The organism is Nocardia sp. 852002-20019_SCH5090214, assembly GCF_001665865.1.
Classification (GTDB): domain Bacteria; phylum Actinomycetota; class Actinomycetes; order Mycobacteriales; family Mycobacteriaceae; genus Nocardia; species Nocardia nova.
In genome coordinates, this window is sequence record NZ_LZMK01000102.1 from 1 (window position 1) to 14,738 (window position 14,738).

Here is a 14,738-nt window from a genome sequence, read left to right on the forward strand (position 1 = left end):
CGGTGATTCCGAGCCGGCCCGCGGCGTTTCCGCCGGGTGGGCCCGGGTCAGACCTCGGCGGATTTCTCGCGGCGGCGGGCGCGGCGCTGCTGGATGGCGGCGAAGCGGATCTCCAGGCCCGTGACGAACGATTCCAGCGCCAATTCGAAACTCTCCGAGTCGATTTCGTCGGCCTTGGCGCGCAGCAGGTGCGCCTGTTCCAGATGCGGGTAACGGTCGCGATAGACCTGGACGTCGTCGACGAAGCCGCGGGAGAACGAGCCGATGGTCGAACCCATCACCACGTAGCGGGTGGCCGCGCCGATCATGGTGGCCTGGCGGGGTGGCCAGCCGGCGCCGACCAGGCCGCCGTGCACGGCGTCGGCCGCGCGCAGATTCTCCTCGCGCTTACCGGGGCCCGAGGCCAGGTAGGGGACGAAGTTGGGGTGGCGGACCAGGGCGGCGCGGTAGGAACGCGCCCACGAGATCAGGCCGGTGCGCCAGTCGGCGGTTTCGAAGGCCGAGGCGTCCACATGGGACATGATGCCGGCGGCGATATCGTCGAGCAGATCGTCCTTGGTGGGGTAGTGGCCGTACAGCGAGGCCGCCTGAACGCCCAGCTCGGCGGCCAGTTTCCGCATCGAGAGCTCGGGTAGTCCGTCGCGGTCGATCAATTCCAGTGCCGTCTCGCGGATGCGTTCGCGACTCAGTAGCGGTACCCGTGGCCGAGGCATCCTCGCCACCTCCTTCGCCGCGAAACCGGACCGTGCCGAGTCAACCTACACCGTCGGGCACCGGAGCCTTGAACATCCGAACGCTGTTAGTTTATCGTGGCAATAGATACCTAACAACGTTCGGTTAGGAGTTTTCCGTCATGGATCTGCAACTCGGCGATGCCCAACGCGAGCTGCGCGAGGTTGCCCGCGCCTGGGTCGACAAGGAGGTCGTGCCCTACGCCGCGGCCTGGGATCGCGCCGAATCGGTGGATACCGCGATCGTGCGCAAGCTCGGCGACATGGGCTTTCTCGGTATCGAGATCCCGGAGGAGTACGGCGGCTCGGGTGGTGACGCGCTGTCGTACTGCCTGCTGCTCGAGGAACTCGGCCGCGGCGACAGCTCGGTGCGTGGCATCGTGTCGGTCTCGCTCGGGCTGGTCGGGAAATCGCTCGAGAGCTACGGCAGCGAGCAGCAGAAGCGGGACTGGCTGCCCCGCTTGTGCGCGGGAGAGTCGCTGGGCTGCTTCGGCCTCACCGAACCGGGCACCGGGTCCGACGCGGCGAATCTGACCACCCGTGCCGTCCGCGACGGCGAGGACTGGGTGCTCTCGGGCACCAAGATGTTCATCACCAACGGCACCTGGGCCGATATCGCGCTGATCTTCGCGCGCACCGGCGGACCGGGACCCAAGGGGGTCACCGCATTCCTCGTGCCCACGGACGCGACGGGTTTCGGCCGCACCGAGATCAAGGGCAAACTCGGTCTGCGCGGACAGGCGACCGCGGAGATCGTGCTCGACGGGGTGCGGGTGCCGGATTCGGCGCGACTCGGCGGCGAGGGACAGGGGTTCCGGATCGCGATGGCCGCCCTCGACAAGGGGCGCATGGGCGTGGCCGCGGGATGTGTCGGGGTCGCCCGCGCCTGCCTCGAGGTCGCCGTGCGCTATGCCGGGGAACGCGAACAGTTCGGTAAACCGATCGCCTCCTACCAGCTCGTGCAGGAGCTGATCGCCGACATCGCCGTCGATGTGGAGGCCGCGCGGCTGCTGGCCTGGCGAGTCGCCGACCTGGTCGATCGTGGCGAACCGTTCGGCACCGAGGCCTCGGTGGCGAAGTTGTTCGCCAGTGAGGCCGCGGTGAAGGCGGCCAACAACGCCATCCAGGTATTCGGCGGATACGGGTACATCGACGAATACCCGGTGTCGAAGAACCTGCGCGACGCGCGGGTGCTCACCCTCTACGAAGGCACCAGCCAGATCCAGAAACTACTCATCGGCCGCGCCCTCACCGGCGTGAACGCCTTCGTGTGACAACCGATTTCGAGGAGAGAATTCGATGACAGATCAGCGCAGAGTGGCCGTGGTGACCGGGGCCGCCCGGGGTATCGGTGCGGCCACCGTGGCCCGCCTGGCCGCCGACGGGGCGGCCGTGGCCATCGCCGACCTCGACGAGAACGCCTGCAAGACAACCGCGGACGAGATCGTCGCCGCCGGTGGGGTGGCCGTCCCGCTGGCCTGCAATGTCACCGACGAGGCGAGCGTCGACGCCGCCTTCGATCGCGTCGCCGCGGAGCTGGGGTCGCTCGACATCCTGGTCAACAACGCCGGCGTGCTGCGCGACAACCTGCTGTTCAAGATGTCGGCCGACGACTGGGACACCGTGATGTCGGTACACCTGCGCGGCGCGTTCCTGTGTTCCCGTGCGGCACAACGGCATATGGTCGCCCGCCGCTACGGCAAGATCGTCAACACCTCCAGCGTCTCGGCGCTCGGCAACCGCGGCCAGGCCAACTACTCGGCCGCCAAGATGGGCATTCAGGGACTCACCCGCACCCTGGCGATCGAGTTGGGCCCCTACGGCATCAACGTCAACGCGGTCGCGCCGGGCTTCATCGTCACCGAGATGACCGCCGCCACCGCGGCCCGCGTCGGCGTGTCGGTCGAGGAATGGCAGGCGAAATCGGCCGAGATCACTCCGGTGCGCCGGGTCGGCCGCCCCGACGACATCGCGAACACCGTCGCCTTCCTCGCCTCCGACGAGGCGTCCTTCATCACCGGCCAGACCATCTACGTCGACGGCGGCCGTCGGCTCTGAAACCGTTCCAGGAGAACATCATGCGCAGAACCAGCTTTACCGAGGACCACGACACCTTCCGCGGCACGGTCCGCAAATTCGTCGAGACCGAAGTGGTCCCGGTCTACGACACGTGGCTGGAGGCGGGCATCGTGCCCCGCGATTTCTATTACAAACTCGCCGAATTGGGCGTCTTCGGCATCGAGGTGCCCGAGGAATACGGCGGCGCCGGCATCGACTCGTTCAAATTCCAGACCATCCTCATGGAGGAGACGGCACGCGCTGGTGTGTCGTTCGGCGGATCCAGCGTGCACGTCGGACTGTGCCTGCCGTATCTGAAGAAGCTCGCCACCGAGGAACAGAAAAAGCGCTGGCTGCCCGGATTCGCCGCCGGCGAGATCATGTTCGCCATCGCCATGACCGAACCCGGCACCGGGTCGGATCTGGCCGGAATGCGCACCACCGCCAAGCTTTCCGAGGACGGCACGCACTACGTGCTCAACGGCGCCAAGACCTTCATCACCGGTGGCGTGAACGCCGACCGGGTGATCGTCTGCGCCCGCACCGCGCCGCCCCGCGAGGACGACCGCCGCTTCGGCATCTCGCTGCTCGTGGTCGACACGAAGTCACCGGGCTACACGATCGGCCGCAAACTCGACAAGCTGGGGCTGCGGGCCTCCGATACCGCCGAGCTGAACTTCACCGATGTCCGGGTGCCGGTCGAGGATCTGCTGGGCGAGGAGAACAAGGGCTTCTCCTACCTGGGTCAGAATCTGCCCCAGGAGCGGCTCTCCATCGCCGCCGGCGCCTACGCCCAGGCGGCGGCCGCGGTGCGGTTCGCGCAGGAGTACACCCATCAGCGCAACGTCTTCGGCAAACCCGTCGCCTCGTTCCAGAACACCAAATTCGAGCTCGCCGCCTGCAAGGCCGAGGTCGACGCGGCCGAGGCCGTGGTGGACCGGGCTCTCGAGGCCCTCGACGCCGGTGAACTCAGTGCGGCCGACGCCGCCTCGGCGAAGCTGTTCTGCACCGAGGTCGCCGCGCGCGTCATCGACCGCTGCCTGCAACTGCACGGCGGCTACGGCTTCATCAACGAATATCCGATCGCCCGGCTCTATGCCGACAATCGGGTCAATCGCATCTACGGCGGGACGAACGAGGTCATGAAGATGATCATCGCCAAGGATATGGGGCTGTGAACGCGACGCTGTCGCTGGCGAGCATCCTCGCCGAACCGGCGCGGCGCCGACCCGGGCACGTGGCGCTCATCGAGGGCGAGCGTCGGCTCACCTTCGCCGAATTGTGGCGTGCGGCAAGGGAACAGGCCGGCGCGTTGATCGAGCGTGGTATCCGGCCGGGGGATCGGGTCGCGCTGATGTGCCCGAATACGGCCGACTTTCCCCGGGCCTACTACGCGATCCTCGCGGCGGGGGCGACGGTGGTGCCGGTGCATCTGCTGCTCACCGCCGACGAGGCCGAATTCGTCCTGCGCGACAGCGGGGCGACGCTGCTGATCTGCCATCCGCAGGTGGAATCGGTCGGTGCGGAGGCGGCTCGCCGGGTCGGCATCGCCTGCGTGCGACCGGACGGCCTGACGGGCGAGGCGATCGCGCTGTTCGTCCCGCGCTCGCCGCTGGATACCGCCGTGGTGTTCTACACCAGCGGGACCACCGGCCGGCCCAAGGGGGCGGAGCTCAGCCATCTCAATATGGTCATGTGCGCCACCGTGAACGCCTTCGACGCCAACGATGTGCACCGCGACGATGTGGCTCTGGGCGCGCTGCCGCTGTTCCACGTATTCGGGCAGACGGTTTCGATGAACTCCACCTGGCGGGTCGGCGCGACCCTCGTCCTGATGCCGAGATTCACCGCGCCCGAGGCGATTCGGCTCATGGTGACCGAACGCGTGAACACCTTCCACGGCGTCCCGACGATGTATCACGGACTCATCGAGGCGGCCGCCGGCGCCGCCGAACTCCCCGCACTGCGGCTGTGCATCTCCGGGGGTGCGGCACTGCCGCTGCCGGTGCTGGAACGGTTCGAGGAGGTGTTCGACGCGCGGATCCTCGAGGGGTACGGGCTCTCGGAGACCTCACCGACCGCGGCGGTGAACCAGCCGGTCTTCGGACCGCGCGCCGGCACCGTCGGACATCCGGTGTGGGGCGTGGACGTGGAGATCGCCGATCCCGGCGTCACCGACCGCATCGAGTTGCTGCCGACCGGCAGCGTCGGAGAGGTGGTGGTGCGCGGGCACAACGTGTTCAGCGGCTACACCGGCAATCCGGAGGCGAGCGCGCGGGCCGTGGTCGACGGCTGGTTCCGCACCGGCGACCTCGGCGTGCGCGACGAGCAGGGATATCTGCGGATCGTCGACCGGATCAAGGAGATGATCATCCGCGGCGGATTCAACGTCTATCCCACCGAAGTGGAGGAGGCGCTGCTGCGGCATCCGAGGATCGCGCAGGTGGCGGTGATCGGAGTGCCGGACGAGAACTACGGCGAGGAGATCGTGGCGATCGTCGTGCCGGCCGGTGAGCTCAGCGCCGAGGAAGTCGTCGCCTACGGCCGCGAGCATGTGGCACGGTACAAATACCCCCGGCGCGTGGAGTTCGTCTCCGAGTTGCCGCTGGGGCCCACGCACAAGGTGCTCAAACGCGAACTGAAACAACGTTTCATGTGAGCTGCCGGCGCAACGCCCCGGCAGCACGGAAGGGACCGGACATGACAGATTTCGCCGATCTGGACGCGCTCGCCGCGGCCGTGGGCACCGAACTCGGTGTCAGCGACTGGTTGCAGGTCGACCAGGACCGCATCGATACCTTCGCCGACGCCACCGGCGACCACCAGTGGATCCACGTCGACGCCGAGAAGGCCGCGCAGGGCCCCTACGGACACACCATCGCGCACGGATTCCTCACCCTGTCGCTGCTGGTGCCGCTGAGCAACCAGGCGACCACGGTGGGCGGCATCACGATGGGAATCAACTACGGGCTCAACAAGGTTCGCTTCATCACGCCGGTGCCGTCGGGCGGCCGCATCCGCGCCCGCGTCCACTTGGACTCGGTCTCCGAGATCCCCGGCGGCATCCAGGCGGTGCGGACCGTCACCATCGAACTGGACGGGGCGGACAAGCCCGCGTGCGTCGCGGAAAGCATCGTGCGCTACCTGAAGTGACAGCCCGGGGGCTGTTCCCCGGTTTCAGTCCCCGAGCTCGTTGCTCACCTTCACCCAGCGGTCGAGCAACTGGGTGGCCGCTCCGGTGTCGACCGAGGCCGCCGCCCGCTCCAGCGCCGGGCGCAGCAGCTCGTGGATGTCGGTGCGGGCGGTCTCGGGGGTCAGCTCGAAGGCGACGATCGCGGCGGCGGAGTTGAGCAGGACCGCGTCGCGGACGGGCCCCGGGGCGCCGTTGAACATGTCGCGGGCGATCGCGGCGTTGACGGTCGCATCGCCGCCGCGCAGTGCCGCCGGATCCACGCGGGGGATGCCTAGGAGCGTCGGATCGATGACGGTCTCGTACTTCTCACCCGCGGCGACGACCCACACATCGGTGGTATCGGCGGTGGTGATCTCGTCGAGGCCGTCGTTTCCGCGCACCACCAGCGCATTGGCGCCGCGTTCGGCGAACGCCCCGGCGATCACGGGGACGAGCTCGGCGAAGGCGCATCCGATCAGTCCCGCGCTCGGCTGCGCCGGATTGGTCAGCGGGCCGAGCACGTTGAAGACCGTCGGAATGCCGATCTCCTTGCGCGCCGGACCGGCGAACCGCAGCGCCGGATGAAACAGCGGGGCGAAGCAGAAGCCGATGCCCACCTCGCGCACACACTGGGCCACCGACTCCGGGCTCAACGCGATCCGCACGCCCAGCGCCTCGAGCACGTCCGCGCCGCCGCTCTTCGACGACGCGGCCCGATTACCGTGCTTGACCACCGGAATGCCCGCCGCGGACACCACGATCGAGGACATCGTGGAGATATTGACCGTGCCGGAGCGGTCGCCGCCGGTGCCGACGATGTCGACCGCGCCCATATCGAGCGACACCCGCCGGGCATGGCTCAACATGCCGGTCGCCAGGCCGGACAGCTCGATCGCGGTGGGGCCCTTCATCTTGATGGCCACGCCGAAGGCCGCGATCTGCGCCTGGGTGGCGTTGTCGGAGAAGATCTCGTCGATCGCCCACGCCGCCTCCTCCGCGGTCAGATCGACCCCGTCGGTCAGGGCACCGAGAATCTCGGGCCAGCTGCGCGCGCTCATCACATCTCCCGTTCGCGATCGGACACCCGCACCGCTCGTCCGCGCGGGCGTGGGGGCCGTCGGATCGTCGTCGGCCGCCCGGCTAGCAGCCTAATCGGCGGAGGCAATTTCTTTGTTCTCGGCGTTACGGAAGAAGATTGCGGAAGAAGATTACGGAGATCCCGGCTCGATTCCGCTCGGCTGTAGTGCGTCCCAGCCCACCGCCGTGCCCTCGTGCCGCTGCGCCAATCCGGCCATCCGCGACCGTTCTTGCGAGCAGTGCAGCGCGTCCAGGATCTGCACCCGCTGTAATACCAATTCGATATGACTGCCGGTCGGATCGGAAGCCTCGGACGTCGCGGCGGGGGAGTAGCCGTCCTGGGCGGCGATGTCGACGACCTCGTCCCGGGCGGTGGCCGGGATGCGCAGATGATGGCGTAGCAGGGCCTGCTCCTCGGCGCGCCATCCGCTCGCCCGCGCGAGCGCGCTCGAGCAGGCTTCGGCATCGTCGAAACTGGACACCACGACCATCAGATCCGTTCGCGCCGGATCCAATTCCGTCGCCGCACCCCGGCCCGACAGCCGCTGCCACACCGATCGAATTCCCATGCCACCCGCCTTCCTCCGCGCGTCGACGCAGCATCGCATACTCGGGATTTCCGCTGGTCACCGTGGTCGCATCGACGCTCGACCTGCGGGTTCACCGGACACGCCGAACCGGGCTCCAGACCCGCACGCGCGCTGATGATTCCGAGCCCGACACCCCGAATTCGCACCCGGCTACGCCTGTCGTACTACGACGAGTCATACTTACCGGCGTGACGACCGCAGTAGGGACCCCAGGATCGGCCATTACTCAGCGTGTGCATTCGCTGAACCGGCCCAACATGGTCAGCGTCGGAACCATCATCTGGCTGTCGAGCGAGCTGATGTTCTTCGCCGGCCTCTTCGCCATGTACTTCGTCGCTCGTGCCCAGGCTCATGGCAACTGGCCGCCGGAACCGACCGAGCTGAACCTCAAGCTCGCCGTGCCGGTCACGGCCGTGCTGATCGCCTCCTCGTTCACCTGCCAGATGGGTGTGTTCTCGGCCGAGCGCGGCGATGTCTTCGGCCTGCGCCGCTGGTACCTGCTCACCTTCTTCATGGGCGCGTTCTTCGTGGCCGGTCAGGGCACCGAGTACCACGCGCTCTACCAAGAGGGCACCACCATCTCGAGCAGCATCTACGGCTCGGTGTTCTTCATCACCACCGGCTTCCACGGTCTGCACGTCATCGGCGGTCTCATCGCGTTCATCTTCCTGCTGATTCGCACCAAGGTCAGTAAGTTCACGCCGGCGCAGGCCACCGCGGCCATCGTCGTCTCCTACTACTGGCACTTCGTCGACATCGTCTGGATCGGGCTGTTCGCCACGATCTACTTCGTCCGCTAGCCGGGCGGCGGCCGTCACGCGCGGTCCGCGACAAATACACACTTTGCACAAGTCGGTTCCGTCTACTCCAAAGGGACACAGATGAGTTCATCGCCCCCGTCAGCGCCAGATCCCACGAGCGGGATCGGCAGCGCTGAGAACAACCAGGCCATCAAGACCCGCAAGCAGCGCCGGATGCGCCGCAAGCTCGCCGGCGGTCTGGTTCTTCTGATGGGCCTCGTCGGAGCCGGCTTCGCGGCATCGGCGCTCACCCCGCACGCACAGGTCGCGACGGCCAACGAGGATCAGTCGGCGCTGATCCGCGAGGGTAAGCAGATCTACGAGACCTCCTGCATCACCTGTCACGGCGCCAACCTGCAGGGTGTTCAGGACCGCGGCCCCAGCCTGATCGGTGTCGGCGAGGCGGCGGTCTACTTCCAGGTGTCCACCGGTCGCATGCCCGCCGCGGGTAACGGCGCGCAGATCCAGCGCAAGCCCCCGAAGTTCGACGCCCGCCAGACCGACGCGCTGGGCGCGTACGTGGCGGCCAACGGCGGCGGCCCGACCGTGGTTCGCGACCCGAACGGCGAGATCGCGCAGGATTCCCTCATCAAGGGAGCCGACCTGGGACGCGGTGGCGAGTTGTTCCGCCTCAACTGCGCGTCCTGCCACAACTTCACCGGTAAGGGCGGTGCGCTGTCCTCCGGCAAGTTCGCGCCGCCGCTGGAGCCGGCCAACGCGCAGCAGATCTACACCGCGATGCTCACCGGCCCGCAGAACATGCCGAAATTCTCCGACCGGCAGCTGTCTCCGGAGGAGAAGCGTGACATCGTGGCCTATGTGAAGGACCGCACCGAGACCAAGCCGGAGGCCGGATACGGCCTGGGCGGTTTCGGTCCCGCGACCGAGGCCATCGCCATCTGGGTCGCCGGCATCATCGTGCTGGTCGGCGCCGCGATGTGGATCGGATCGCGATCATGAGCGAACAGGAGCGAAACGAGATGAGCCGGCCTGAGGATGGCGGCGGTAAGGGCGTGAACCTGAACCCCACCGAGGAGCAGCTCGACGCGATGTCGACCGCCGAGCTGGTCGAACTCGGTACCGCGCGCGACGGCGTCGACGTCGTCTACCGCGCTCCGCGCTGGCCGGTTCCGGGCACACGCGCGGAGAAGCGCGCCGAGCGGCACGTGACGTTCTGGTTCGCCATCTCCGCCCTCGCGGCGGCCGGGCTGATCGGCGTCTTCCTGTTCTGGCCCTGGGAGTACAAGGGCCGCAACGAGGACGGCAACGGCCTGTACTCGCTGGCCACGCCGCTCTACGGCCTGCTGCTGGGTATCGCGGTGCTGGCCATCGGTGTCGCCGCCGTCATCATCCGCAAGAAGTTCGTCCCGAACGAGATCTCCATCCAGACCCGCCACGACGGTCCCTCCGACGAGGTCGACCGGCGCACCCTGGGCGCGCAGCTGTCGGACGCGCTGGAGACCTCGACGCTGGGACGTCGCAAGATGATCACCCGTACCGCTGGACTGGGCGTGGGTGTGCTGGGTATCGGCGCACTGTTCCTGTTCGTCGGCGGTATGATCAAGAACCCGTGGGCCAAGGGCATGAAGTCCCCGCTGTGGGTGTCGGGCTGGACTCCGGACTTCCCGGGCCAGACGATCTACCTGCGCAAGGACACCGGCCGGCCCGAGGACATCGTGCTGGTGCGGCCGGAGGACCTCGACGCCGGCGCCATGGAGACCGTGTTCCCGTGGAAAGAGGAGTGGCGCGGCAACGAGGAGGAGACCCTCCAGTCGCTGCGTGGCATCCGTAACGCGGTCATGTTGATCCGCCTGCGCCCGGAGGACGGGCAGAAGGCGATCAAGCGCAGGGGCCAGGAGAGCTTCAACTTCGGTGACTACTGGGCGTACTCGAAGATCTGCACTCACCTGGGCTGCCCGACGTCGCTGTACGAGCAGCAGACGAACCGGATCCTGTGCCCGTGCCATCAGTCGCAGTTCTCGGCGACCGAGTGGGGTAAGCCGATCTTCGGTCCCGCCGCCCGCGCGCTGCCGCAGCTGCCCATCACCGTCAACACCGACGGCTACCTGGTCGCCAACGGCGACTTCATCGAGCCGCTCGGTCCGGCCTTCTGGGAGCGTCGTTCATGAGTCCGAGCAAAGTGGTCGCACAGGCCAACGAGATGGACGAGCGGTACCGTGCCGCGGCGTTCGTGAAACGGTCGATCAACAAGGTCTTCCCGACCCACTGGTCGTTCCTGCTGGGTGAGATCGCGCTCTACGCCTTCATCATCCTGATCCTGTCGGGTATCTACCTGACGCTGTTCTTCGATCCGTCGATGAGCGAGGTCGTCTACCACGGCGCCTACCAGCCGCTGCGCGGCGTCACCATGTCGCGGGCGTACGAGACGGCGCTGAACATCTCCTTCGAGGTGCGCGGCGGTCTGTTCGTCCGCCAGGTGCACCACTGGGCGGCGCTGCTGTTCGCGTGCTCGATCATCATCCACCTGTTCCGCATCTTCTTCACCGGCGCGTTCCGCAAGCCGCGTGAGGCGAACTGGGTTATCGGCTCGCTGCTGCTGATCCTGGCGATGTTCGAGGGCTTCTTCGGTTACTCGCTGCCCGACGACCTGCTGTCGGGTACCGGTCTGCGGGCCGCCTTCGGTGGTATCACCATGGGTATTCCGCTGGTCGGCACCTGGATGCACTGGCTGATCTTCGGCGGTGACTTCCCGGGCACGATCATCATCCCGCGTCTGTACATCGCGCACGTGCTGCTCTTCCCGGGCATCATGCTGGCGCTGATCGCGGCGCACGTGGCGATCGTCTGGTACCAGAAGCACACCCAGTTCCCCGGACCGGGCCGCACCGAGAACAACGTGGTCGGTGCCCGCATCGTGCCGGTGTTCGCCGCCGACCAGGGCGCGTTCTTCATGTTCACCCTGGGCGTGCTCGCCGTCATGGGTGGTGTGCTGCAGATCAACCCGATCTGGAACCTGGGTCCCTACAACCCGTCACAGGTCTCGGCCGGTTCGCAGCCCGACTTCTACATGATGTGGACCGACGGTATGGCCCGTCTGATGCCGCCGTGGGAGCTGTATCTGGGCCGCTACACCGTTCCGGCTCCGTTCTGGGTCGCGTTGATCATGGGTCTGGTGTTCGCGGTGCTGATCGCGTACCCGTGGATCGAGAAGCGCCTCACCGGCGACACGGTGCACCACAACATCCTGCAGCGTCCGCGTGACGTGCCGGTGCGCACCGCGATCGGCGCCATGGCCATCGCCTTCTACCTGGTGCTGACCCTGGCCTGTGTCAACGACATCATCGCGCTGAAGTTCGACGTGTCGCTGAACGCGACGACCTGGTTCTTCCGCATCGCCCTGCTCCTCGCGCCGCCGATCGCCTACTTCCTGGCGTACCGGTTGTGCCTGGGCCTGCAGCGCGCCGACCGCACGGTCCTCGAGCACGGCATCGAGACCGGTGTGATCAAGCGCCTGCCGCACGGTGAGTACATCGAGGTGCACCAGCCGCTGGGCCCGGTCGACGCCCACGGCCACCCGATTCCGCTGGAGTACCAGGGCGCGCCGGTGCCGAAGAAGATGAACAAGCTGGGCTGGGCCGGCAAGCCGGGTTCGGGTTCGTTCCTGCGGGCCGATCCGCCCGCCGAGGCCGAGGCACTCACCGCGAGCGAGCACGAGGCCGAGCACAAGCAGCTGGAGGTCCTGGCCACCTACCAGGAGCAGACCAGCGGCAGCGGCGGCAAGCACAGCCACTGAGTTCGCTGTTTCGGAGCCCCGAGTCGATCATTCGGCTCGGGGCTCCGTCGTATGTGCGGCCGTGTCATGTGCGGCTGGTGCCGTGTGGCGACCGCGTTCCTGCGGCGATACGGCCACGGTGCGGGCTCGTCGGCGGCGCGCAATTAGACTCGCGCTCATGATTACCGCGATCGTTCTGATCCACGCCGAGGCGGCCCGGATTCCCGAAACCGCGCAGGCACTGGCCGATCTCGACGGCGTCGCCGAGGTCTACTCGTGCGCGGGAGACGTCGATTTGATCGCGGTGGTGCGGGTGCGCGATCACGAACAGATCGCCGAGGTGGTGACCGGTCGGGTGAACAAGACCGCCGGAGTCTTGCGCACGACGACGCATATCGCCTTCAAGTCGTATTCGAGTGCGGATGTGGAGGCGGGGTTCTCGCTGGGGGAGTGAGTGCCGCGCTCGCGCCTGGTGTCCGGTGAAAACCGGCCGTGAGCTACTACGCGCTGGTACGCGTGAGGTATTCGCTCGCAGCCGATTCCACGCGGGTGGCCGCCTCGGCACGTTCGACCCAGGCGAGCCAGGGACCCGCGCCCAGCCGCGGTTCCCGGTAGCCGTCGCTGGTGCGGACGATGCGGGTCCCGGGTTGGTCGAGCCAGCGGGCGATCACGCCGGTCTCCTCGGGTGGGGCTCCGCGCAGCGGCGGGTGGTCGGGATCGTGCAGATCATCCGTGTCGGTGGGGATGCGCGGCTCCGCTGACGGGTTTGCTGTGATCGTGGTCGGGCGGACCGTCTCGGCGGCGGCGACCAGGCTCTCGACCACCGGCATCGGCGGGATACCGCGTGCGGCGGTTCCGGCGGCGGCGAGGCGCCCGTAGCGGATCACCGCGAACTCCCAGCCGCCGCTGCCGTCGGGGCGGGCCGCGATCAGCTCGGCGATCCGGGCCAGGGCGGCCAGGCGCTGAGTGCGCCGTAGCGCCCGCACCACGGCGCAGGTGCGATCACGCAGCCGCGCGGCGGCCTCGAAATGCTCTGCGGCGACGTACTCGTCGATGCGGGCGGCGATCGCGCGCAAAGGTGCGTCGTCGCGTCCGGTGAACAGATCCCGCACCGCCCGCGGGGCCGCCGCGTACTGTGCGGCCGGCACCCGCTCGCCGAAGATCGCCGCCGGGCACCCGCCCACGGCCGCGGGCGGACAGTCGCCGCCGTGCACCCCGCCGCGGGGGATGCGTGTCGTGCAGGTCCGCAGTCCGCTGTATTCCGCGAGGGTTGCCGCGACCTCGGTGGCGTCGGTGCGGGAATGGAAGGGCCCCAGAGCATCTGCGGTGGGGGTGCGACTCACCGCGAATCGGGGGAAGGGCTCGTCGGTCATGGTCAGCCACCAGGCGCGCTTGGGGAATTTCGAGCGCCGGTTGTAGGGCGGGGTGTGCGCCACCAGCAGGCGCAGCTCGCGCACTCCCGCTTCCAGTCCGTGCGCGCAGCGGACGTGATCGACGCGAGTGGCGAGCATGACCATTTCCCGCATGCGGGTGCGGGTTTCGGAGCCGGTGAAGTAATTGCGCACGCGCCGGCGCAGATTCACCGCCGTCCCTATATAGAGGACCTCCTCCGAGGGTCCCCGGAACAGATACACCCCCGGTGCGGCGGGCAGATCGGCGGCGAGGATGCGCTTGGAGCGCTGGCGGCGCGTGACCTCGGGCAGATAGTCCATCAATTCGGGCAGGGTCTGGACCCCGAGATTGCCCACCCGTTCGAACAGCGCGTGCAGGACGTCGACGGTGGCGCGCGCGTCGTCGAGGGCGCGGTGGGTGGGCCGGGTGGAGGCGCCGAGGAGCTGAGCCAGCGCCGAGAGCCGCACCGTCGGCGCCTCGTCCCGATCGAGAATGCGCCGCGCCAGCTGAACCGTGCACAGCACCTGAAAGGCCGGCCATGCGGTCTCGCAGCGCTGGGCCGCCGCCTTCAGGAAGGACATGTCGAAGCGCGCGTTGTGGGCGACGAGCACTGCGCCCGACGCGAATTCGAGAAATCCGGGGAGCACGGCCTCGATTCGCGGGGCCTCCAGGACCATCGCGGTGGTGATGCCGGTGACCTGCACGATCTGCGGCGGAATCGCGCAGCCGGGATCGACCAGCGTCGCGAATTCGCCGAGTACTTCGCCGGCGCGCACCTTCACCGCACCTATTTCGGTGATGGCGTCCCCGTCGGGCCGGGTCCCGGTGGTCTCGAGGTCCACCACGACGAAGGTGACGTCTCGCAGTGCGATCTCGGGCTCGTCACCGCCGTGACCGGGAAGTTCGAGGGCCAGCTGGGCCGGTCGCGGGACGGGGGAGGGCACGGCGAGCAGCGTAGGCGCAGGGTCCGACAGGATCGTTCCGGATGTCGGCGGGCAGCCGGACCGGCGCGAGATCTGCGCTCTGCGAGGTTCGGATTGCACGAGTATGCCGAAAAGTGATCAGGGTCACGGTAATTCGGTACGGCTATGAATTAGCGGCGAACGAGCGAGGTCTGCGACGGCGACGGCGAAGCCGGGCTTGACTGTGCGGTGCCGGTTCTCAAACGTGCGGACTGTTCGGTTG

The 14,738-nt window shown here is 67.8% G+C and carries 14 protein-coding genes; 10 read left to right on the forward strand and 4 right to left on the reverse strand.

Annotation, left to right across the window (positions count from 1 at the left end):
• Nucleotides 1–47: 47 nt before the first annotated feature.
• Entirely contained in the window at nt 48–713 is a 666-nt protein-coding gene (locus A5780_RS08105) for a TetR/AcrR family transcriptional regulator (RefSeq protein ID WP_036523997.1), read from the reverse strand.
• 140 nt (nt 714–853) lie between these two features.
• Between A5780_RS08105 and A5780_RS08110 the strand changes: the two genes are divergently transcribed.
• From A5780_RS08110 to A5780_RS08130, 5 genes are read left to right on the forward strand one after another with little or no spacing between them, the layout of a single operon-like run.
• Nucleotides 854–2,005 (forward strand): acyl-CoA dehydrogenase family protein, encoded by a 1,152-nt coding sequence (locus A5780_RS08110; RefSeq protein ID WP_064908146.1) that lies wholly within the window; start codon nt 854–856, stop codon nt 2,003–2,005.
• Between the two features lie 25 nt (nt 2,006–2,030).
• On the forward strand, nt 2,031–2,789 hold the full coding sequence (locus tag A5780_RS08115) for an SDR family NAD(P)-dependent oxidoreductase (RefSeq protein WP_064908147.1): 759 nt from the start codon (nt 2,031–2,033) through the stop codon (nt 2,787–2,789).
• A 20-nt stretch (nt 2,790–2,809) separates the two neighbouring features.
• Complete coding sequence (locus A5780_RS08120) at nt 2,810–3,967, forward strand: acyl-CoA dehydrogenase family protein (RefSeq protein WP_064908148.1); 1,158 nt, start codon at nt 2,810–2,812, stop codon at nt 3,965–3,967.
• The gene (locus tag A5780_RS08125; protein WP_064908149.1) at nt 3,964–5,448 is read left to right on the forward strand and encodes a long-chain fatty acid--CoA ligase; all 1,485 of its coding nucleotides are present in this window, start codon (nt 3,964–3,966) and stop codon (nt 5,446–5,448) included. Before A5780_RS08120 ends, A5780_RS08125 begins: the two co-directional genes overlap by 4 nt.
• A gap of 41 nt (nt 5,449–5,489) precedes the next feature.
• On the forward strand, nt 5,490–5,942 hold the full coding sequence (locus A5780_RS08130; protein ID WP_063017243.1) for a MaoC family dehydratase: 453 nt from the start codon (nt 5,490–5,492) through the stop codon (nt 5,940–5,942).
• A 24-nt stretch (nt 5,943–5,966) separates the two neighbouring features.
• Here the strand turns inward: A5780_RS08130 and trpD are convergent, their stop codons facing one another.
• Entirely contained in the window at nt 5,967–7,019 is a 1,053-nt protein-coding gene (gene trpD, locus A5780_RS08135; RefSeq protein ID WP_063017245.1) for an anthranilate phosphoribosyltransferase, read from the reverse strand.
• A 150-nt stretch (nt 7,020–7,169) separates the two neighbouring features.
• On the reverse strand, nt 7,170–7,607 hold the full coding sequence (locus tag A5780_RS08140) for a hypothetical protein (RefSeq protein WP_063017248.1): 438 nt from the start codon (nt 7,605–7,607) through the stop codon (nt 7,170–7,172).
• Nucleotides 7,608–7,816: 209 nt separating this feature from the next.
• Between A5780_RS08140 and A5780_RS08145 the strand changes: the two genes are divergently transcribed.
• The 5 genes from A5780_RS08145 (at nt 7,817) to A5780_RS08165 (ending at nt 12,615) form a co-directional block, all read left to right on the forward strand.
• On the forward strand, nt 7,817–8,428 hold the full coding sequence (locus A5780_RS08145) for a heme-copper oxidase subunit III (RefSeq protein ID WP_082857314.1): 612 nt from the start codon (nt 7,817–7,819) through the stop codon (nt 8,426–8,428).
• Nucleotides 8,429–8,509: 81 nt separating this feature from the next.
• The gene (locus tag A5780_RS08150) at nt 8,510–9,388 is read left to right on the forward strand and encodes a cytochrome c (protein WP_063017250.1); all 879 of its coding nucleotides are present in this window, start codon (nt 8,510–8,512) and stop codon (nt 9,386–9,388) included.
• Nucleotides 9,389–9,408: 20 nt separating this feature from the next.
• A complete protein-coding gene (locus A5780_RS08155) occupies nt 9,409–10,557 on the forward strand; it encodes a ubiquinol-cytochrome c reductase iron-sulfur subunit (protein ID WP_064908175.1) in 1,149 nt (382 codons plus the stop codon).
• Nucleotides 10,554–12,182 carry a cytochrome bc complex cytochrome b subunit gene (locus tag A5780_RS08160; protein WP_063017252.1) on the forward strand — a complete coding sequence of 543 codons (1,629 nt, stop codon included), beginning with the start codon at nt 10,554–10,556 and terminating at the stop codon, nt 12,180–12,182. The genes A5780_RS08155 and A5780_RS08160 overlap by 4 nt, the downstream gene beginning before the upstream one ends.
• A gap of 157 nt (nt 12,183–12,339) precedes the next feature.
• On the forward strand, nt 12,340–12,615 hold the full coding sequence (locus A5780_RS08165) for an Lrp/AsnC family transcriptional regulator (RefSeq protein ID WP_036500227.1): 276 nt from the start codon (nt 12,340–12,342) through the stop codon (nt 12,613–12,615).
• 46 nt (nt 12,616–12,661) lie between these two features.
• Here the strand turns inward: A5780_RS08165 and A5780_RS08170 are convergent, their stop codons facing one another.
• Nucleotides 12,662–14,497: a DEDD exonuclease domain-containing protein gene (locus tag A5780_RS08170; protein WP_082976340.1), complete on the reverse strand. Its 1,836-nt coding sequence runs from the start codon at nt 14,495–14,497 to the stop codon at nt 12,662–12,664.
• Nucleotides 14,498–14,738 lie beyond the last annotated feature (241 nt).

Coding starts and splice junctions, on each gene's coding strand:
- A5780_RS08105 (WP_036523997.1), bottom strand. CDS start 713: ATGCCTCGGCCACGGGTACCGCTACTGAGTCGCGAACGCATCCGCGAG.
- A5780_RS08110 (WP_064908146.1), top strand. CDS start 854: ATGGATCTGCAACTCGGCGATGCCCAACGCGAGCTGCGCGAGGTTGCC.
- A5780_RS08115 (WP_064908147.1), top strand. CDS start 2,031: ATGACAGATCAGCGCAGAGTGGCCGTGGTGACCGGGGCCGCCCGGGGT.
- A5780_RS08120 (WP_064908148.1), top strand. CDS start 2,810: ATGCGCAGAACCAGCTTTACCGAGGACCACGACACCTTCCGCGGCACG.
- A5780_RS08130 (WP_063017243.1), top strand. CDS start 5,490: ATGACAGATTTCGCCGATCTGGACGCGCTCGCCGCGGCCGTGGGCACC.
- trpD (WP_063017245.1), bottom strand. CDS start 7,019: ATGAGCGCGCGCAGCTGGCCCGAGATTCTCGGTGCCCTGACCGACGGG.
- A5780_RS08140 (WP_063017248.1), bottom strand. CDS start 7,607: ATGGGAATTCGATCGGTGTGGCAGCGGCTGTCGGGCCGGGGTGCGGCG.
- A5780_RS08150 (WP_063017250.1), top strand. CDS start 8,510: ATGAGTTCATCGCCCCCGTCAGCGCCAGATCCCACGAGCGGGATCGGC.
- A5780_RS08155 (WP_064908175.1), top strand. CDS start 9,409: ATGAGCCGGCCTGAGGATGGCGGCGGTAAGGGCGTGAACCTGAACCCC.
- A5780_RS08160 (WP_063017252.1), top strand. CDS start 10,554: ATGAGTCCGAGCAAAGTGGTCGCACAGGCCAACGAGATGGACGAGCGG.
- A5780_RS08165 (WP_036500227.1), top strand. CDS start 12,340: ATGATTACCGCGATCGTTCTGATCCACGCCGAGGCGGCCCGGATTCCC.